Genomic DNA, 19,505 nt, shown 5'->3' with positions numbered 1-19,505 from the left:
CTGCCAGCCGCGGGCGCAGACGCCGGCCCGCCGACCGGTCGGTTCACCGGCGGGGCTCCCAGCGGAACTGCCGTCGCAGCAGGGCCACCCCGACCGCCACCCAGCCGAGGAGCACGGCCCCGTCGACCAGCACCGCCCGGACGAGGGCACCACCGGCGACCGTCTCCGCCGTCACCCGCACGTCCGTGAACGCCAGCGCCACGAGGTCGACGACGGGGAACATCGGCGTCAGCTGGGCCAGCACCTGCAGGGCGCCGGGCAGCAGCCCGAGCGGCAGGGACAGCCCCGAGAACAGCAGGGCCACCAGGATCAGCGGCATCGTCGACAGCTGCGCCGACTCCACCGAGCGGGTGAAGACCGTCGACACGAGCGCCAGGACGCTCCAGACGGCCCCGCCGAGCAGCACCGCCGGGACCAGCAACCCGAGGCGGGGCGGTGCGCCCAGCCCCGTCAGCACGCCGGCCGCCACCAGGCCGAGCACCACCTGCCCGACCAGCAGCACGAGCAGTGGCAGCGCCATCCCGACCAGCACCGTGGCCGGGCGGGCCGGGGACGTGTGCAGCCGCTTGAGGGTGTGCTGCTCGCGGCGGGCGACCACGGAGGTGACCAGGGTGTAGTAGACGACGAACAGCAGGGCCGAGCCGGTGACGAGGCTCGTCACCGCCGCCGGCCCGGTGACCCCGCTGGGCAGGGCGGCGAAGAGGACGACGAAGAACAGCGGCATCGTCAGTGCCGTGAACAGGGCCGTGCGGTTGCGGAGCAGCAGGGTCGCCTCGGCCCGGGCCAGGGCGAGCGCCCGGCGGGTCTCGGTCCGCAGCGGCGACGTCGGCGCCGGCCCGGCCGGCCGCGCGGGGCCGGCGGGTGCCTGCCCGGCGGGTGCAGGGCCGGACGGTGTGGGGGTCATCGGGGAGCTCCCGGCGGGGGCGGGGTCGCCGCGGGACCCCGGGCGACGTCGAGGAAGGCCTGCTCGAGGGTGCCGGGCAGCACGGTGAGGTCGGCGAGCTCGCTGCGGCCCTCGGACCAGCGGAGGAGTGCCGCGAGCGCGGCCGGCGCGTCGAAGGTCTCCAGCCGGGCCCGACGGCGGCCGCCCTGCTGGTCCAGGCCCACGGCCGCACCGAGCACGGGCCGCAGGGTGTCGAGCTGCGCCGGGTCGTCGACGGCGAACGAGATGCGGGTCGGTTGGCGCGCCACGACGTCGTGCAGCGTCCCCGCGGTGGCCACGGCACCCTCGTGCAGGATGGCGATCCGGTCCGCCAGCTCCTCGGCCTCCTCCAGGTGGTGGGTGGTGAGCAGCACGGTGGTGCCGGCGTCCAGCAGCCCGCGGACCAGGTCCCACGTGGTGCGCCGGCTCTGCGGGTCCAGGCCGGTGGTCGGCTCGTCGAGGAACAGCACCTCGGGCCGACCCATCAGGGCGAGCGCGAGGTCCAGCCGACGGCGCTCTCCCCCGGAGAGGCTCTCGATGGCGGCGCCCGCCCGGTGCTCGAGCACCACCAGCCGCAGCACCTCGGCCACGCTGCGCGGCCGGTCCAGCGTCCGGTGCCAGAGGGTGGCCATCTCCGTCACGGTGAGCGCGCCGGGAAAGCCGCCCTCCTGCAGCATGATGCCGATCCGGGGCCGGACCCGGGCCCGGTCGGCGTACGGGTCCAGCCCGAGGACGCGGACGGTCCCCGAGGAGGGCGGCGCGAGCCCCTCGACCACCTCCAGCGTCGACGTCTTGCCGGCCCCGTTGGTGCCCAGCAGGGCCAGCAGCTCGCCGCGGCGGACGTCGAGGTCGACGCCGCGGACGGCCTCGAAGCCCTCGTCGGCACCGCGGCGACGCCCCGGGCCGCGGTAGCGCCGGCGCAGCCCGCGGACCTCGACGGCGAGGTCGTCCTCGGGAGGTGGGCCGGTCCGGGAGGTGGCGGACGGGGCAGCAGCGGTCATGTCCCCACCGTCCCCCGGGCCGACCCGACCCGCTAGTGCGCGCCGTCACCGCCGCGCGTGACGGCCTCCCGGCCCGGCGGTGACGTGTGTCATGCGCCGTCACCGGCGGCGCGTGCCGACCACCGAGGGTCGAGTCCCGCGCGCCTTCAGGGCTCCTGGTAGATCCCCAGGACGTTGCCGCCGGGGTCCCGGAACCACGCGATCTTCTCGGCTCCGTCCGGGTCGAAGGGGCGCACGATCACCCCGCCGGAGTCCTCGATCCGCGCGGAGGCGGCGACGACGTCGTCGACCATGATCGAGATGACGATGCCGGGCTCGGCCATCGGCGGTCGTCCCGTCACCCACATGCCGCTCACGACGCGGCCCTCGCGGCCGTCGTCGAACGCGACGGTCCCGTCGTCGTGCTGTCGCAGGCGCCAGCCGAAGCTGTCGCGGTAGAACGCCGACGACCGTGGGACGTCGTCGGCCGGGATCTCGAGGTAGCAGATCCAGCCGTGCGTGGGAGAAGTCATGAGGTGAGCCTGCCGGCGCCGGCGTGGCGAGTCTTGGAGAAAGGTGGATCAGCACGGCAGGTGGTTCGGTGCGTCGACGGACCGCGGGCGGTACTGCGACGGTGTGAGGCCGGTGATCGCCTTGAAGTCGTGGATCAGGTGGGACTGGTCGTGGTAGCCCTGATCGGCAGCGATCCGCGACCAGTCGACCCTGCCGTCGGGTGGCAGCGAGTGCAGCACCCGCTGCAGCCGCCGGAGTCGGGCGTAGGTCTTGGGAGTGAGGCCGGTCGCGGCCCGGAAGCGGCGGATGAACGGCTTGGCCGTCGTCCCGAAGCGCTCGACGACGACACCGACCGGGGCCCCCGCGTCGAGCGACCGCAGGGCCAGGTCGAGGGCCCGGTCGCGGGTGAGCTCGCCCACCGCGTGCGACAGGAGGATCTCCTCGGCGAGGTCGAGCATGCGGTCCGGCGTCAGGCCCGCCATCCGTTCCCGGACGAGCTCTCCCTCCCGGCCCCAGACCTCACCGAGGGACGGGTAGCCGCCGGTGGCCGCGTGCAGGGGGAACGGGACGAAGGGTGCGGCGCCACCGGGAGCGAAGTTGACCGCGACCATGCCGCGCTGGGGCGCGGTCGACACCACCTGGGCGTGCTGCTGCGCGCCGGTGAGGCAGGCACCGTCGACCCACTGCGGGCCCCCGACGTCGGCACGGGTGAAGCCCGCCTCCCGCAGCATGACCACGAGCGAGATCCCGCCGCCGGGGACCATCCGCTCCTGCAGCGTGGCGGGGGTGTCCTCGACGTACTCGACGGAGTCGACGAACGGACGGAGGGCCGCGGCTCGCGGCGGGCGCCACAGGTGCACATCACCTCCAGGCCGGCATCCGCGGTCGACGTCAGGTTCCCGGCCGGTCACCGGTCCGCCGCCCCCAGGTCTACCTCGCCGCGGGGCTGCCGTCCACAGCCCCGGTGGAGCGGGGGCGGCAGGAGGTCGCGGCTGGTGCCCCTGTTCGCCCACGGCGGACGGCGGAAGAAAGACCTCCGCCCCCAGCCTTGAGTCGATGTCGCTCAATGCAGGAGCGGCCCCATTCCTGGAGGTAAGCCTCATGTCCACCACCCGGCTCCCCGTTCTGTTCCTGACCGACCTCGTCGTCCTGCCCGGCATGGTGGTGCCGATCGAGCTCGACGACGCCGCCAAGGCGGCCGTCGACGCCGCCAGCTCCCACAGCGACGGCCACCTGCTCGTCGCCCCCCGGCTCGAGGACCGCTACGCCTCCTACGGCGTCGAGGCCTCGATCGTCCAGATCGGCCGGCTCGCCAACGGCGAGGCCGCGGCCGTCATCCGCGCCGAGCAGCGCGTCCGCATCGGGTCCGGTGTCTCCGGCCCCGGCACCGCGCTCTGGGTGGAGGCCGAGGAGCTCGGCACCACCGGCCACGACAGCGAGGAGGTGACGAAGCTCGCCGCCGAGTACAAGGCGCTGGTCGTCGCCACCCTGCAGCGGCGCGACGCCTGGCAGGTCATCGACACCGTCAACAAGGTCACCGACCCCTCCGCCCTGGCCGACCTCGCCGGCTACGCGTCGTGGCTGACCGACGCCCAGAAGCGCCAGCTCCTGGAGACCCCCGACGTCGCCGAGCGCCTGCGCGTGCTCGTCGCCTGGGCGAAGGACCACCTGGCCGAGACCGAGGTCAACGACAAGATCGCCGACGACGTGCGCGAGGGCATGGAGAAGAGCCAGCGGGAGTTCCTGCTCCGCCAGCAGCTCGCGGCCATCCGCAAGGAGCTCGGCGAGGACGAGCCCGACGGCGCCCAGGACTACCGGACCCGCGTCGAGGAGGCCGCGCTGCCGGACGACGTCCGCAAGGCGGCCCTGCGCGAGGTCGCGAAGCTGGAGCGGGCCAGCGACCAGAGCCCCGAGACGGGCTACCTGCGCACCTGGCTCGACAGCGTCCTCGAGCTGCCCTGGGGCACCCGCACCACCGACACGACCGACGTCGGCGCCGCCCGCGAGGTCCTGGACGCCGACCACCACGGGCTGGAGGACGTCAAGGACCGCATCGTCGAGTACCTGGCCGTCCGCTCCCGCCGCGCCGAGCGGCACCTGGAGGTCGTGGGCGGTCGCGGGTCGGGCGCCGTGATGGCCCTCGTCGGCCCGCCCGGGGTGGGCAAGACCTCCCTCGGCGAGTCGGTCGCCAAGGCCCTCGGCCGGAAGTTCGTCCGCGTCGCCCTCGGTGGCGTCCGTGACGAGGCGGAGATCCGGGGTCACCGGCGCACCTACGTGGGTGCGCTGCCGGGCCGGATCGTCCGGGCCATCAGCGAGGCCGGCTCCATGAACCCGGTCATCCTGCTCGACGAGATCGACAAGGTGGGCGCCGACTACCGCGGCGACCCCGCGGCCGCGCTGCTCGAGGTCCTCGACCCGGCGCAGAACCACACGTTCCGCGACCACTACCTGGAGGTCGACCTCGACCTGTCGGACGTGGTCTTCCTGGCGACCGCCAACGTCGTCGAGACGATCCCGCAGGCCCTGCTGGACCGGATGGAGCTCGTCCAGCTGGACGGCTACACCGAGGACGACAAGATCGCCATCGCCCGCCAGTACCTGCTGCCCCGCCAGCTCGGCCTCGCCGCGCTGACCACGGACGAGGTGCGCGTGGACGACGACGCCCTGCGCGAGATCGCCGCCGACTACACCCGCGAACCGGGGGTCCGGCAGCTCGAGCGGCTGCTGGCCAAGGCGCTCCGCAAGGCGGCGACGCGGCTGGCCCGGGCCGACGCCCCGGAGCAGCTGGTCATCGACACCTCGACGCTGCGCGAGTACCTCGGCCGGCCCCGGTTCACCCCCGACGCCCATGAGCGGACCTCCGTGCCGGGCGTGGCCACCGGCCTGGCCGTGACCGGCCTCGGTGGCGACGTGCTGTTCATCGAGGCGAGCGCGGTCCCGGCCGTCGAGGGATCGGGGAGCGGGTCGGGCGGGCTGACCCTCACCGGGCAGCTGGGTGACGTGATGAAGGAGTCGGCGCAGATCGCGCTCTCCTACGTCCGGGCCCACGCCCCCGAGCTGGGGATCACCGACACGGCCGTGCTGTACGGGCCGATCCACGTGCACGTGCCGGCGGGTGCGGTGCCGAAGGACGGGCCCTCGGCGGGGGTCACCATGGTGACCGCCCTGACCTCGATGGCCGTCGGCCGTCCGGTCCGCGGGGAGGTCGGGATGACCGGCGAGGTCACGCTGAACGGCCGGGTGCTGCCGATCGGCGGGCTCAAGCAGAAGCTGCTCGCCGCCCAGCGCGCCGGGCTCACGACGGTCTTCGTGCCGAAGCGCAACGAGCCCGACCTGGACGACGTCCCGGCGGACGTGCTGGAGGCGATCGACGTGCGGCCGATGTCGGACGTCGCCGCCCTGGTCCGCCAAGCCATCGAGCCGGCTGCCGCTCAGGCGGGATCGCTCGCGGCCTGAGGCCGGCGCACGCAGCAGCGGCCGGGTCCACCCTGGGTGGGCCCGGCCGCTGCGCGTCCGTGGTGGTGCCTCCGGGTCAGGAGGCGGCCGGCGGGGTCCCCCGGTCGGCGATGCCCGCGGGACGCTGGCCGGCGTCCCCCTCGGTCAGCGGATCGGTGTCGTCGCCCGCCTCGTTCCGCGACTTCACCAGGCTGGCCACGGTCGTGACGGCGAGGGTGCCGACGATGACCAGCAGCGAGAACCAGATCGGGATCTCCCCGCCCCAGGGGGCCCAGTCGGCCCAGTGGTACTCGTGCAGGGCGTGCAGCACGAGCTTGACGCCGATGAAGGCGAGGATGACCGAGAGCCCCAGCGACAGGTACACGAGCTTCTTCAGCAGGCCGCCGATGAGGAAGTAGAGCTGGCGCAGGCCCATGAGGGCGAAGACGTTGGCGGTGAACACCAGGTACGGCTCCTGGGTGAGGCCGTAGATCGCCGGGATGGAGTCCAGCGCGAACAGCAGGTCGGTGCTGCCGAGGGCGACGATCACGAAGAACATCGGCGTGATGAACCGCTTGCCCTGCTCCTTGACCGTGAGCTTGGTGCCGCGGAAGTCCTCCGTCGCGTTGAACCGGCGCCGCACGAGGCGCAGCAGCGCGTTGTCGGGGGCCTCCTCGTCGTCGTCGTGCTTGCGGTAGTCGAGGAAGAGCTTGACCGCGGTGTAGACGAGGAACGCGCCGAAGATGAAGAACACCCAGGCGAACCGCTCGATCGCCGCGGCGCCGACGGCGATGAAGATGCCGCGGAAGATCAGGGCGAGGATGATGCCGACCAGGAGAGCGAACTGCTGCAGCTCGCGCGGGACCTTCAGCTTGCTCATGATGATGAGGAAGATGAAGAGGTTGTCGACCGAGAGGCTGTACTCGGTGATCCAGCCGGCGAAGAACTCGCCGGCGTACTGACCGCCCGAGACGAACCAGACCCCCAGGCCGAAGAGCACCGCGAGGCCGACGAACACGCCGATGGCGAGCGAGGCCTCCTTGGTGGAGGGCTCGTGCGGCCGCCGGCCGATGACGAACACGTCGACCGCGAGGATCGCGACCATCACCACCACGGTGATGGCCCAGGCATAGGGGTGGACTTCCATCGGGGTACCTTCCGAGACGGGTCAGCAGACGTCGAGGTCTCGGAGGTCTCTTCCGCCAACCGAGGTTGACCGGGGCACCGGGGCGCACAGGTCGGGCATCGGCCCGCCCAACGCACGTCCGTGATGACGATGCCGACGCGAGGGAATACTCCCCTCCGCAGGCCAGTATGGCAGCCCGGTTGGGGGGCTCTCGACCACGTCCTGCCCTAGCGGCTGGCCTCCACCATCTGCCGCAGCTCCTTCTTCAGCTCGGAGACCTCGTCGCGCAGCCGGGCGGCGACCTCGAACTGCAGGTCGGCCGCGGCCCCGTGCATCTGGGTGGTCAGCTCCTGCACCAGGTCGGCCAGCTCGCCCGCCGGCATGCCGCCGAGCTTCCGGCCGTGGTCGGCGCCGGCCTTGGGCCCGAGGGCCGGCACCGGCGACTTGCCCTTGCCCTGCGGCCGGCCGCTGAGCAGCTGCTCGGTGTCGGCGTCCTCCCGGGCCAGCATGTCGGTGATGTCGGCGATCTTCTTCTGCAGCGGCTTGGGGTCGATGCCGTGCTCGAGGTTGTAGGCGATCTGGATGTCGCGTCGCCGGTTGGTCTCGTCGATGGCCTGGGCCATCGAGTCGGTGATGGAGTCGGCGTACATGTGCACCTGGCCCGACACGTTGCGGGCCGCGCGGCCGATCGTCTGGATCAGGCTCTTGGCGCTGCGGAGGAAGCCCTCCTTGTCGGCGTCGAGGATGGCGACGAGCGACACCTCGGGCAGGTCGAGTCCCTCACGGAGCAGGTTGATGCCGACCAGGACGTCGTACTCGCCCATCCGCAGCTCGCGCAGCAGCGCCACCCGTTGCAGGGTGTCGACCTCGGAGTGCAGGTACCGGGTGCGGATGCCGTTCTCGAGCAGGTAGTCGGTGAGGTCCTCCGACATCTTCTTGGTCAGCGTGGTGACCAGCACCCGCTCGCCGCGCTCGACCCGGAGCCGGATCTCACCCATCAGGTCGTCGATCTGGCCCTGCGTGGGCTTGACGATGACCTCGGGGTCGACCAGCCCGGTCGGGCGGATGATCTGCTGGACGAAGCCGTCGCCCTTGGCCAGCTCGTAGTTGCCGGGCGTGGCCGACAGGTACACCGTCTGGCCGATCCGCTCGACGAACTCCTCGAAGCGCAGCGGCCGGTTGTCCATCGCGCTGGGCAGCCGGAAACCGTGGTCGACCAGCGTCCGCTTGCGGGACATGTCGCCCTCGTACATGCCGCCGATCTGCGGGATGGTGACGTGCGACTCGTCCACGACGAGCAGGAAGTCCTCGGGGAAGTAGTCGAGCAGGCAGTACGGAGCCGTGCCCCGGCCCCGGCCGTCGATGTGGCTGGAGTAGTTCTCGATGCCGGAGCAGGTGCCGATCTGCCGCATCATCTCGATGTCGTAGCTCGTGCGCATCCGCAGCCGCTGGGCCTCGAGCAGCTTGTGCTGCGACTCGAGCTCGGCCAGCCGCTCCCCCAGCTCGTGCTCGATGCGGCCGATCGCCTTCTCCATGCGCTCCGGGCCGGCCACGTAGTGGCTGGCCGGGAACAGGTAGATGTGCTGGTCCTCGGTCACGACCTCACCGGTGAGCGGGTGCAGCGTGCTGAGCTTCTCGATCTCGTCGCCGAAGAACTCCACCCGGACGGCCAGCTCCTCGTACATCGGGAACACCTCGAGGGTGTCGCCGCGGACCCGGAAGGTGCCTCGGGTGCCGGCGAGGTCGTTGCGCGCGTACTGGATGCCGACCAGCTGGCGGAGCAGGGTGTCCCGCTCGATCTCCTGGCCCACCTCCAGCGCGACCATCCGGTCCACGTACTCCTGCGGGGTGCCGAGGCCGTAGATGGCCGAGACGGTCGCGACGACGACGACGTCGCGGCGGGTCAGCAGCGAGTTGGTGGCCGAGTGCCGGAGCCGCTCGACCTCCTCGTTGAGGGAGGAGTCCTTCTCGATGTAGGTGTCCGTCTGCGGGACGTAGGCCTCGGGCTGGTAGTAGTCGTAGTAGGAGACGAAGTACTCGACGGCGTTCTTCGGGAAGAAGTGCCGCAGCTCGTTCGCGAACTGGGCCGCCAGCGTCTTGTTCGGCTGCATGACCAGGATCGGCCGTTGCACCCGCTCGGCCAGCCAGGCGATGGTGGCCGTCTTGCCAGTCCCGGTGGCGCCGAGCAGGACGACGTCCTGCTCGCCGGCGTTGATCCGGCGCTCGAGCTCGGCGATCGCCGCCGGCTGGTCCCCCGCCGGCTCGAAGTCGCTCTCGACGTGCAGGGGCGCCACGACACGTTGCAGGTCTTCCAAGGGACGCATGCGGGAAGCCTACGTCTGGCCACCGACAGTTCCCGCGGCCCCGGACCCGCCCCGGGCGGATGCGGGCGAGGGCGCCCCGGACGGGACGGGGACGCCCTCGCGGAGGCCGTCGGTCAGCCGGCGACCTGCGTCTCGAGCATGGAGGTCGCCATGGCCGAGAAGTCCGTGTTGACCTCGTCGGCGTCCGAGTCCTCGGTGAAGTAGACGGTGGCGAGCACCGTCACGCCGTCGCTCTTGCGCACCGACACCACGGAGTAGACGAGCACCTCGCTGGAGCCCTGGCCACCGGACACGGTGACCTGCGCCAGGCAGGTGGCGCCGCTCACCTTCGTGGAGCCGAGGTCAACCTTCTTCGGCTCCGCGAGCTCGGCGTCGCCTGCGCCCTCGGCCACCTGCTTGTGCCAGGCGGTGCAGAGCTGGCCCGGGTTGGTCCCGGTCTCCAGCTCGACCGCCTGGCCCAGGAACATCTCCGAGCCGTTCGAGAGCTGGGCCAGCCCCTTGGCCTTCTTCGTGACGTCCCAGCCGTCGGCGGGCACGAGCACGATGTCGTTGCCGAGGTCGACGGCGTCGCCGCCGGGCTGCCCGCCGGAGGACGGGGTCGGGTCGGGCTCGGGGCTGCTGGAGGCGCTGGGCCCGGGGCTGCGGGACGCCCTCGGCTCCGGGCTGGGTTCTGCCGTCGGCTCGTCCGGGGGCGCGGTGGGGGCACCGGGGCTGATGGTGGTCGTCGGCTGGTCGCCGTCGTCACCCCCGAACACGAGGGCGATGCCACCGATCAGCACCAGCAGGGCCAGCGCCCCGCCGACCAGGCCCAGGATCAGCCCGGTGCTCTTCCTCCTCGGCGGCCTGGGTCCACCCGCCCCCGCCCCGTAGCCCGGCGGGGGCTGCTGGGGGTAGCCCGGGCCGCCGTACCCGGGCGGCGGCCGCTGGCCGTACCCGGGCTGCTGCCCGTAGCCCGGCTGGCCCCCGTAACCCGGCTGGCCCCCGTAACCCGGCTGGCCCGGCCCGAACCCGGGCTGACCGCCGTAGCCCGGCGGCCCCGGCGGGTAGCCCGGCGGTGGACCCGACGGCCCCTGGGGCGGCGGCCCGCCCTGTCCCTGGCCCCAGGGGCCTGGCTGCTGCGTCATGCCCGCCCCTCCTCGTCCTCGACGCGGGCACGGACCTCGGTCGTGTCCCCGGTCGGCGGTGGCGGTCCTGCCAATGGGGTGCGGGAGACGGACCCGTCCGGACCGACGCCGCCGGCGGCGCCACCGGCTCCCGTCAGGGCCGGCTCGCTGGCGCCGGTGCGCTCGGGCTTGGCCTGGACGCGGACCGCGGTGCCGCAGGCGGTGCAGAAGGCGGCGTGCTCCTGCAACGGCATCTCGCACCGCGCGCAGAACGCGAGCTCGCCGGTTTCGCCGACGCCCCGCTCGCGGGCCGACCGCTCGAGAGCGGCCTCCATCAACCCGACGTGCAGCACGGTCCGCAGCCGCAGGATCAAGACACCGAGGATCAGCAGGCCCCAGAGCACGCCCAGCAGCACGCCGAGCGTGGGGCTGCCGGCGAACGAGAACAGGTAGGTGCCGGCCTGGTAGGCGATGTTGGCCAGCACGGCCAGGACCACGGCGCGGACGTAGCGGGGGGTGAAGCCGTCGTAGCCACGGCCGAGACCGGAGAACTCCGCGCAGGCCAGCCCGGTCGCCGAGCCCATCACGAGCGGCTTGACGAAGCCCTCGAGGAAGACCAGCGACGCCCACAGGCCCGCGTTCTGGTCCTGCAGGCCGCCGGTCAGCAGGTCCCAGTGCCGGACCAGGGTGTCGAAGCAGGCGTACGCGACGCCGCTCACCACCCCGAAGGTGAGACCGTCCATCAGGTCGTCGAACCGTGGGCGGCTGGCCAGCATCACCGGCCCGACCTGCCGGATGAGCTCGCCCACCACCGGCACCAGCAGGGCGACCAGCACGAAGGTGCCCAGCCGCGGGGCGGCGCCGACCGTGCCGTCCAGGCCGGTCGGGGCCAACGGCACCGGCCCGCGCAGGAAGGTCCAGAGCACGGTGAACACCAGGGCCAGCCCGCCGGTGAGCAGGAAGGCCAGGGCCGTCACCGGGAGGGGCTCGTCCTCCCACAGGTTCACGTCGTAGAGGTAGACGACGTAGACGACGGGGATGGCGAACGCGGCGACCAGCACCGCGATGGGCATCGCCCCGAAGAGGGCGGCCACCAGCGCGACCGCCAGGGCCACGGTGAGCGCCAGCCGGTAGGTCTGCGGGCGCTGCCCGGCCCCGCGCGGCATGATCGAGGAGATCAGGGCGAACGAGGCGACGGGCTCGTCGGGCTTGACGGCGAAGGAGTGCCGGCGGCCGCTGTCACCGGACCGCTCGTCCAGCCCGCAGACGTGGCAGAAGTGCGCGACGTCGGGGAGCGCGGCCCCGCAGCGTGGGCATCCCACTGTGTTTCGTCCCCTCTCGACGGGCCGGCCAGAGCCGGCGCCTGGGTGCACGGAGCGGGGCCGTGGTGTCCCCGCCCGGCCAGCGCCGACAGGAGTATGTCAGCCGGCCGCGCCACCCGCCGCGAGCTCGGACCAGAGCGTGTCGACCTGGCGGCGGAGGTCCGCGGGGCTGCCCTCGTTGTCGATCACCCAGTCGGCGGCGGCGAGCCGCTCGGCCCGGCTCGCCTGCGCCTCGACCCGGGCCCGGGCCTCCTCCGCGGTCAGCCCGTTCCGCTCCCGGAGCCGGCGGAGCTGGGTGTCGGGCTCGAGGTCGACCACCACGCAGAGGTCGAAGTCGTCGGCCTGCCCCGTCTCCACGAGCAGCGGGATGACGTGCACGACGACCGCGTCGGCGTCGGCCGCCGCCTCCAGCTGGGCCGCGCGGGCCCGGACCCGCGGGTGGATGATCCGCTCCAGGTCGCGCCGGGCCTCCGCGTCGGCGAAGACGCGCCGGCCGAGAGCCGCCCGGTCCAGCCGCTCACCGTCCAGCACCTCCGGTCCGAAGCGGTGCACCACGGCGTCGAGCCCGGGGGTCCCCGGCTCGACCACCTCGCGGGCCAGCGCGTCGGCGTCGACCAGCACCGCCCCCCGCCGCGCCAGCTCCGCGGCGACCGTGCTCTTCCCCGAGGCGATCCCGCCCGTCAGACCCACCCGCAGCATGGTGCCCAGCCTAGGCAGCGCCACCGGCCCCGACCGGGAACGGCACGAGGCCCTCCCACCGGACGGTGGGAGGGCCTCGTGGTCGAGCTCAGCGGGGCGACCGGCTCAGCGCCGGGTCAGCCGCGGGTGGTGCCTCAGGAGGCGCCGCCCGTCAGCTTCTCGCGCAGGGCCTGCAGGGCCTCGTCGGAGGCCAGCGAGCCCTCCGGCACGACGGCTCCGCTGGGCGCCTCGGCGGGCGCCGGAGCACCGGCGGCACCGGTCGTGGAGGAGTAGCTGGCCGGGACGGCCGCGGCCACCTCGGAGTTCTCCGCGTCCTCGACCTGCTTCTTGTGCGCCTCCCAGCGGGCGTGCGCCTCGGCGTACTGCTGCTCCCAGGCTGCGCGCTGGTCGTCGAAGCCCTCGAGCCACTCGCCCGTCTCGGAGTCGAAGCCCTCCGGGTACAGGTAGTTGCCCTGGTCGTCGTAGGACGCCGCCATGCCGTAGAGCGTGGGGTCGAACTCCTCGGAGTTGATGTCCACACCCTCGTTGGCCTGCTTCAGCGACAGCGAGATGCGGCGACGCTCCAGGTCGATGTCGATGATCTTGACCAGGACGTCGTCGTTGACCGTGACGACCTGCTCGGGGATCTCGACGTGGCGCTCGGCCAGCTCGGAGACGTGCACCAGACCCTCGATGCCCTCCTCGACCCGCACGAACGCACCGAACGGGACCAGCTTCGTGACCTTGCCGGGCACGATCTGGCCGATCTGGTGGGTCCGGGCGAAGGCCTGCCACGGGTCCTCCTGCGTCGCCTTCAGCGACAGGGACACGCGCTCGCGGTCCATGTCGACGTCCAGCACCTCGACGGTGACCTCCTGGCCGACCTCGACGACCTCGGAGGGGTGGTCGATGTGCTTCCAGGACAGCTCCGAGACGTGCACGAGGCCGTCGACGCCACCGAGGTCCACGAAGGCACCGAAGTTGACGATCGAGGACACGACACCCTTGCGGATCTGGCCCTTCTGCAGCTGGGTGAGGAAGTTCTGGCGGACCTCGGACTGCGTCTGCTCCAGCCAGGCACGACGGGACAGGACCACGTTGTTGCGGTTCTTGTCCAGCTCGATGATCTTGGCCTCGAGCTCCATGCCCACGTAGGGCTGCAGGTCGCGGACGCGCCGCATCTCCACCAGCGACGCGGGCAGGAAGCCGCGCAGGCCGATGTCGATGATGAGGCCACCCTTGACGACCTCGATGACGTGGCCGGTGACGACCCCGTCCTCTTCCTTGATCTTCTCGATCGTGCCCCAGGCGCGCTCGTACTGAGCCCGCTTCTTGGACAGGATCAGCCGGCCCTCCTTGTCCTCCTTCTGCTGGACGAGGGCCTCGATCACGTCACCGACGCTGACGACCTCGAACGGGTCGACGTCGTGCTTGATGGAGAGCTCTTTGGAGGGGATGACCCCCTCGGTCTTGTAGCCGATGTCCAGCAGGACCTCGTCACGGTCGACCTTGACGACGGTGCCGGTGACGATGTCACCGTCGTTGAAGTACTTGATGGTCGCGTCGATCGCGGCCAGGAAAGCCTCGGCCGAGTCGAAGTCGTCGACTGCGACCTGCGGGGGTGCCTCGAGGGAGGACGTCATGTAGTAGGGCTCCGATAGTGGAAGGTGTGGGTGTTCCGGTGTGCTGCAGCCGCTCACCGCGGAGAGACCTGCTGCCCGACCTTCTGCTGCACAAACCCACACGTGGTGACTTGGACCCAGACCCGACCGACAACCGACTTCAACCCCGGCACGCGCGACCTGCTCCGTCCGAGGTCGCGCAGGCCACAGCGACATCTCAGGATACGTTCGGGCTGAGGCAGGGTCAAACGCCGGGAGCCCGTCCCCCCGCGTGCCCGGTGCGGACCGCGCGGCCGCACCTACCCTCGCGGTGGACGTCGTCGGCGTCCGCCGAGACCGAACCGCAGGAGGAGACACCGTGACCGGCTTCCGAGGGACCGACGACGCCGGACGGGTGGCCGACCCGCTGACCCCCGAGAGCCTGCGACCGCTGCTGTGGGAGGCGCCGACGTCGGTGCTGCTGGAACGGGTCGCCGACCCCGCGGTGCCGCGGGCGGAGGCCACCCGGGTGCCGGGCGGCCGGTGGGCCGTGGAGGTGCGCTCCGGCGACGGCGAGCGGCTCGTCGCGACCGTCCCGAACACCGACGCGGCCTTCGACGCGCTCCGCTCCTGGGCCGCCGACGACGGCTGGTACCGGGAGGCCTTCAGCTGGTCGCCGGTGGGCCCGACGGCGACCTAGCGGCCACCGGGCTCAGTGGGCCGCCTCGTGCCACGAGCGGCCCACGCCGACGGAGACGTCGAGCGGCACCGTCATCTCGACCGCCTGGCCCATCTTGTCCCGGACCAGCTGCTCCAGCGCCTGCCGCTCCCCCGTCGCGACCTCGAAGACCAGCTCGTCGTGCACCTGGAGCAGCATCCGGCTGCGCATCCCGGCGTCGCCCAGCGCCCGCTCCACGTCGAGCATGGCGACCTTGATGATGTCGGCGGCCGAGCCCTGGATGGGCGCGTTGAGCGCCATCCGCTCGGCCATCTCCCGGCGCTGCCGGTTGTCGCTCATCAGGTCGGGCAGGTAGCGGCGGCGGCCGAGGATCGTCTCGGTGTACTCGGTCTTGCGGGCGTCCGCGACGAGGGAGTGCAGGTAGTCCCGCACGCCGCCGAACCGCTCGAAGTACTCCTCCATCAAGGCCTTCGCCTCGGAGGTGTCGATGGTGAGCTGCTGGCTGAGGCCGAAGGCGCTCAGCCCGTAGGCCAGGCCGTAGTTCATCGCCTTGATCTTGGCCCGCTCGGCCGGCGTGACCGCGTCCGGCTCGACGCCGAAGACCCGGGAGGCCGTCACGGTGTGGAAGTCCATCCCCGAGCGGAACGCCTCGATGAGGCTGGCGTCCTCGCTGGCGTGCGCCATGATCCGCATCTCGATCTGGGAGTAGTCCGCCGACATCAGCGACTCGTACCCGGGGCCCACGACGAAGGCCTCGCGGATCCGCCGGCCCTCCTCGGTGCGGATGGGGATGTTCTGCAGGTTGGGGTCGGTGCTGGACAGCCGGCCCGTCGCCGCGATGGTCTGCACGTAGGTGGTGTGGATGCGGCCGTCCTCGGCCACCGACTTGAGCAGGCCCTCCACGGTCTGCTTGAGCCGGATGGCGTCGCGGTGCACCAGCAGGTGCGCCAGGAACGGGTGCTCGGTCTTGGCGTAGAGGGCCTGCAGGGCGTCGGCGTCGGTGGTGTAGCCCGTCCGGGTGCGGCGGGTCTTCGGCATCCCCAGCTCCTCGAACAGCACCACCTGCAGCTGCTTCGGGGAGCCGAGGTTGATCTGCTTGCCGAGCACCTCGTAGGCGTCGGCCGCCGCCTGGGTGACCTTGGCCCCGAAGTCGGACTCCAGCGCCTGCAGGTGGTCGAGGTCGACAGCCACCCCCGTCTGCTCCATCCGGGCGAGCGTCCGCAGCAGCGGCAGCTCGACCCCGTTGAGCAGGCTGGTGCCGTTGCGCTGGGCGATCTCGGCGTCGAGCGCGTCGGCGAGGTCGATGACGGCGCGCGCCCGGACCATGGCCGCCTCGGCGGCCAGCCGGGTGCCCGAGTCGTCGTCGCCGAAGTCGAGCACCAGCTGGTCGGTCTCCAGCGCGTCGGGCAGGCCCTCGACCTTCAGCTCGCGCTTGAGGTAGCGCACCGTGAGGTCGGCGAGGTCGAAGGTGCGCTGGTCGGGGCGGGTGAGGTAGGCGGCCAGCTGGGTGTCGGAGGTGAGCCCGTCCAGGTCCCAGCCGCGGGCCCAGATGGCCAGCAGCGGCCCCTTCGCGTCGTGCATGGCCTTGCGGTGCGTGGGATCGGCCAGCCAGCGGCTCAGGGCCTGGTCGTCGGCCGGCGTCAGCTGCTGGACGTCGACCTGCGCGGCGGCCCCGTCCGCGGCGGCGAGGGCCAGCGCGCTGATGTCGCCCGTCCCGGAGCCCCAGTGGCCGACGACGTCGACCCCGGTCCGCTCCCCGGCGGCGTGCTCGACCAGCCAGGCCGCCAGCGCGTCCTGCGCCAGCACCTCCCCGGTCAGCTCGAAGCCGCCCTCGGCCACGAGCTCCTCCTCGTTGGGCAGCGCCTCCAGCAGCCGGTCCCGCAGGACCCGGAACTCGAGCCCGTCGAACAGCGTGTGGGTGGCCTCGCGGTCCCAGGGCTGCCGCTCCAGGTCGTCCACGGTCAGGTCCAGCTCGAGGTCGCGGACCAGCGCGTTGATCTGCCGGTTCCGGAGCACGTCCTCGGTCCGGGCCTGGAACTCGGCGGCGGCCTTGCCCTTCAGCTCGCCCGCGTGCGCCACGAGCTCCTCCAGGCTGCCGTACTGCTGCAGCCACTTCACCGCCGTCTTCGGCCCGACGCCGGGGACGCCCGGCAGGTTGTCGCTGGTCTCCCCGACCAGCGCGGCCAGGTCGGGGTACATCGCCGGGGTCGCGAAGTACTTCTCCTCCACCGTCGCCGGGGTCATCCGGGCGAGGTCCGAGACGCCCTTGCGCGGGTAGAGCACGGTGACGTTGTCGGTGACCAGCTGGAAGGCGTCGCGGTCGCCGGTGCAGATCAGCACGTCGAAGCCCTGCGCCTCCGCCTGGGTGGCGAGCGTGCCGATCACGTCGTCGGCCTCGAACCCGGGCTTCTGCACGTAGGGGATGTTGAGGGCCTTCAGCACCTCCCGGACCAGGTCGACCTGACCCTTGAACTCGTCGGGCGTCGCGCTGCGGTTCGCCTTGTACTCGGTGTAGATCTCGGACCGGAAGGTCTGCCGGGAGACGTCGAAGGCGACGCCCACGTGCGTCGGGGCCTCGTCGCGCAGGACGTTGATGAGCATCGAGGTGAAGCCGAACACGCCGTTGGTGTGCTGGCCGGTCGCCGTCGAGAAGTTCTCCACCGGCAGGGCGAAGAAGGCGCGGTAGGCCACCGAGTGGCCGTCGATGAGCAGCAGCTTGGGGCGCGACGGCGGGGCCGCGGCCGCGGCGGCGGCGTTCTTGGCGGCTCGGGAGGAGGGAGCGGTTCGCGCGGGCACGGCCCGACTCTATCCGCGGCCGCTGACAACGCCCGGGCATGCTTAGGCTGAGCCGGTGAGCACCCCCGACCACCCGCCCGTCCCCGCCTGGTACGCCGGGATGACCAGCGCCCTGGACACCAAGATGGGACTGCAGGTGCTCGAGCTGACGCCCGAGCGGATCGTCGGGCGGATGCCGGTGGAGGGCAACACGCAGCCGATGGGGCTCTGGCACGGCGGTGCCTCGTGCGTGCTGGTGGAGACGCTCGGCTCGATCGGGGCCGCGGCGCACGCCCAGCCCGACCGGGTCGCGGTCGGCGTCGACCTCAACGCCACCCACCACCGCTCGGTCCGCAGCGGCTGGGTGACCGGCACCGCGACGGCGCTGCGGCTCGGCCGCTCCGTCGCCAGCTACGAGGTGGTGCTGGTCGACGACGAGGGCCGCCGGGTCTGCACGGCACGGCTGACCTGCCAGCTGGTCGACCCCCGCTGAGTCAGCTGGCGGGGCGGTGGGCGGCCGTGCTGAACGGGGACGTGGGCCGGGGCTGGCGGACCCCGTCGACGGTGACGTCGACCAGCTCGTCGTAGAAGGCCACCCGGTCCCGGATCCGCGCGACGGCCGGGTACGGGTCGGTGTACGACCAGGCCAGGCCGGCGCCGTCGGGGTGGTCGGTCACGTCCCAGTAGCGGTCCGCGTCACCCTTGTACGGGCAGTGGCTGCGGGTGCGGCTGGGGGTGAGGGCGTCGAGGTGGACGTCCGCCGGCGGCAGGTAGTACCGGGTCGGCAGTCCCGTCTCGAACAGCAGCACCGGCGACCGCGAGTCCGCCAGCACGACACCGTCGAGGCTCACGACCACGTGCCGGCTGCTCGGCAGCGCGTCGACCCGCTTGTGCGGGTCGCGCGGGTGGCCGGCCACCTCCTCGTCCTCCTCCAGCCAGCGGTCGAGCAGGCCCGGCTGCCAGCTCACCACCAGCCGGTCCGCCACCGCCGGGTCGTCCCGCGTCCAGGCGGCGTGCGGCAGGGTGCGGCCGTCGACCACCAGGTCGTACCAGACCGACACCGGGCCCTGGGGCAGGAAGAACCAGGGCTGCTCCGGCGGCGGGACGGTCGTCGGACGCAGCAGGTCCTCCCGGACGTCGGCCCGGTCGTAGGCGTAGCCCGGGACCGGGAACGCGTCCTCCCAGAACAGCAGCGGCGTCCGGGTGTCCACCACGGCGACGTCCCCGACGTAGCCCCGGACCCACCGCTGGCTCGGTTCCGTGCGCACGGCGTCCTCCCTCCCCCGCCGCCAGGCTCGCACCGACCGACGACGGGGACAAGGTGAGGGTTCGGCCCGCTCAGTCCTCGCCGAGGTAGGCCTTGCGGACGTTGTCGTCGGTCAGCAGCTTCGCCCCGGTGTCCTCGAGGACGATCGAGCCGACCTCGAGCACGTACCCGTAGTCGGCCAGGGACAGCGCCGCCTGCGCGTTCTGCTCGACGAGCAGGATGGTGACGCCCTCCGACTTCAGCTCGGTGATCGTCGACATGATCCGCTGCATCATCAACGGGGACAGCCCCATCGACGGCTCGTCCAGCATCAGCAGCTTCGGGCGGCTCATCATGGCCCGGCCGATGGCGAGCATCTGCTGCTCCCCGCCGGAGAACGTGCCGGCCGGCTGGGCGCGCCGGGCCCGCAGGATCTCGAACAGGTCGAAGACCCGCTCCAGGTCCTGGGCGATGCCCGCCTTGTCCTTGCGGGCGAACGCGCCGAGCCGCAGGTTGTCCTCCACCGTCAGCCGCGGGAAGATCCGCCGGCCCTCGGGTGAGTGGGCGAGGCCGCGCGTGGTGACCTCGTGGGCCGGCACCGCGTCGATGCGCTCGCCCTCGAACCAGATCTCGCCCTCCTCCGGGCGCAGCAGCCCGGAGATGGTGCGCAGGGTGGTGGTCTTGCCGGCGCCGTTGGTGCCGACGAGGGTCACCACCTGGCCCTGCTCGACGCTGAAGCTGATGCCCTTGACCGCGCGCACCCGGCCGTAGGCGACCTTCAGGTTCTTGACCTCGAGCATC

General features: G+C 72.4%; 16 protein-coding genes. 3 read left to right on the top strand and 13 right to left on the bottom strand.

Annotated features, from left to right (window positions below):
* Nucleotides 1–43: 43 nt before the first annotated feature.
* From BLT72_RS05420 to BLT72_RS05405, 4 genes are all read right to left on the bottom strand, one after another.
* Nucleotides 44–904, bottom strand: coding sequence for an ABC transporter permease (locus tag BLT72_RS05420; protein ID WP_091410854.1), 861 nt, complete (start codon nt 902–904; stop codon nt 44–46).
* Nucleotides 901–1,923: an ABC transporter ATP-binding protein gene (locus tag BLT72_RS05415; protein WP_091410851.1), complete on the bottom strand. Its 1,023-nt coding sequence runs from the start codon at nt 1,921–1,923 to the stop codon at nt 901–903. The genes BLT72_RS05420 and BLT72_RS05415 overlap by 4 nt, the downstream gene beginning before the upstream one ends.
* A 146-nt stretch (nt 1,924–2,069) precedes the next feature.
* Entirely contained in the window at nt 2,070–2,435 is a 366-nt protein-coding gene (locus BLT72_RS05410; RefSeq protein ID WP_091410848.1) for a VOC family protein, read from the bottom strand.
* A 48-nt stretch (nt 2,436–2,483) separates the two neighbouring features.
* Nucleotides 2,484–3,275 (bottom strand): helix-turn-helix domain-containing protein, encoded by a 792-nt coding sequence (locus tag BLT72_RS05405; protein ID WP_157720305.1) that lies wholly within the window; start codon nt 3,273–3,275, stop codon nt 2,484–2,486.
* Between the two features lie 241 nt (nt 3,276–3,516).
* On the opposite strand from BLT72_RS05405, the gene lon reads away from it, so the two are divergent.
* On the top strand, nt 3,517–5,871 hold the full coding sequence (lon, locus tag BLT72_RS05400; protein WP_091410844.1) for an endopeptidase La: 2,355 nt from the start codon (nt 3,517–3,519) through the stop codon (nt 5,869–5,871).
* 76 nt (nt 5,872–5,947) lie between these two features.
* Here lon and BLT72_RS05395 read toward each other — a convergent pair whose 3' ends face one another.
* From BLT72_RS05395 to rpsA, 6 genes are all read right to left on the bottom strand, one after another.
* Nucleotides 5,948–6,997, bottom strand: coding sequence for a TerC family protein (locus BLT72_RS05395; protein WP_091410841.1), 1,050 nt, complete (start codon nt 6,995–6,997; stop codon nt 5,948–5,950).
* Nucleotides 6,998–7,203: 206 nt separating this feature from the next.
* Nucleotides 7,204–9,300, bottom strand: coding sequence for an excinuclease ABC subunit UvrB (gene uvrB, locus BLT72_RS05390; RefSeq protein WP_091410838.1), 2,097 nt, complete (start codon nt 9,298–9,300; stop codon nt 7,204–7,206).
* 113 nt (nt 9,301–9,413) lie between these two features.
* The gene (locus tag BLT72_RS05385; protein WP_091410836.1) at nt 9,414–10,424 is read right to left on the bottom strand and encodes a hypothetical protein; all 1,011 of its coding nucleotides are present in this window, start codon (nt 10,422–10,424) and stop codon (nt 9,414–9,416) included.
* A complete protein-coding gene (locus tag BLT72_RS05380; protein WP_091410834.1) occupies nt 10,421–11,725 on the bottom strand; it encodes a zinc ribbon domain-containing protein in 1,305 nt (434 codons plus the stop codon). The genes BLT72_RS05385 and BLT72_RS05380 overlap by 4 nt, the downstream gene beginning before the upstream one ends.
* Before the next feature lie 99 nt (nt 11,726–11,824).
* Nucleotides 11,825–12,424, bottom strand: coding sequence for a dephospho-CoA kinase (coaE, locus tag BLT72_RS05375; protein WP_091410832.1), 600 nt, complete (start codon nt 12,422–12,424; stop codon nt 11,825–11,827).
* A gap of 134 nt (nt 12,425–12,558) precedes the next feature.
* Nucleotides 12,559–14,046, bottom strand: a complete 1,488-nt coding sequence (rpsA, locus tag BLT72_RS05370; RefSeq protein WP_091410830.1) for a 30S ribosomal protein S1 — start codon at nt 14,044–14,046, stop codon at nt 12,559–12,561.
* A 337-nt stretch (nt 14,047–14,383) separates the two neighbouring features.
* Here rpsA and BLT72_RS05365 point away from each other — a divergent pair, with 337 nt between their 5' ends.
* Nucleotides 14,384–14,704 carry a hypothetical protein gene (locus BLT72_RS05365; protein WP_091410828.1) on the top strand — a complete coding sequence of 107 codons (321 nt, stop codon included), beginning with the start codon at nt 14,384–14,386 and terminating at the stop codon, nt 14,702–14,704.
* 12 nt (nt 14,705–14,716) lie between these two features.
* Here BLT72_RS05365 and polA read toward each other — a convergent pair whose 3' ends face one another.
* Entirely contained in the window at nt 14,717–17,479 is a 2,763-nt protein-coding gene (polA, locus tag BLT72_RS05360; RefSeq protein ID WP_091410825.1) for a DNA polymerase I, read from the bottom strand.
* Nucleotides 17,480–17,534: 55 nt separating this feature from the next.
* Here polA and BLT72_RS05355 point away from each other — a divergent pair, with 55 nt between their 5' ends.
* Nucleotides 17,535–17,951 (top strand): PaaI family thioesterase, encoded by a 417-nt coding sequence (locus BLT72_RS05355; protein WP_342587389.1) that lies wholly within the window; start codon nt 17,535–17,537, stop codon nt 17,949–17,951.
* A gap of 1 nt (nt 17,952) precedes the next feature.
* On the opposite strand, the gene BLT72_RS05350 is transcribed toward BLT72_RS05355, so the two are convergent.
* Complete coding sequence (locus BLT72_RS05350) at nt 17,953–18,726, bottom strand: DUF427 domain-containing protein (protein ID WP_197677208.1); 774 nt, start codon at nt 18,724–18,726, stop codon at nt 17,953–17,955.
* Between the two features lie 70 nt (nt 18,727–18,796).
* Nucleotides 18,797–19,504: an ABC transporter ATP-binding protein gene (locus BLT72_RS05345; RefSeq protein ID WP_425349235.1), complete on the bottom strand. Its 708-nt coding sequence runs from the start codon at nt 19,502–19,504 to the stop codon at nt 18,797–18,799.
* Nucleotide 19,505: the final 1 nt, after the last annotated feature.

The sequence above is a fragment of the Friedmanniella luteola genome, assembly GCF_900105065.1.
Lineage (GTDB): Bacteria > Actinomycetota > Actinomycetes > Propionibacteriales > Propionibacteriaceae > Microlunatus > Microlunatus luteolus.
Note: the sequence above shows the minus strand (reverse complement) of the source record. Positions and strands in the feature narration are given on the sequence as shown.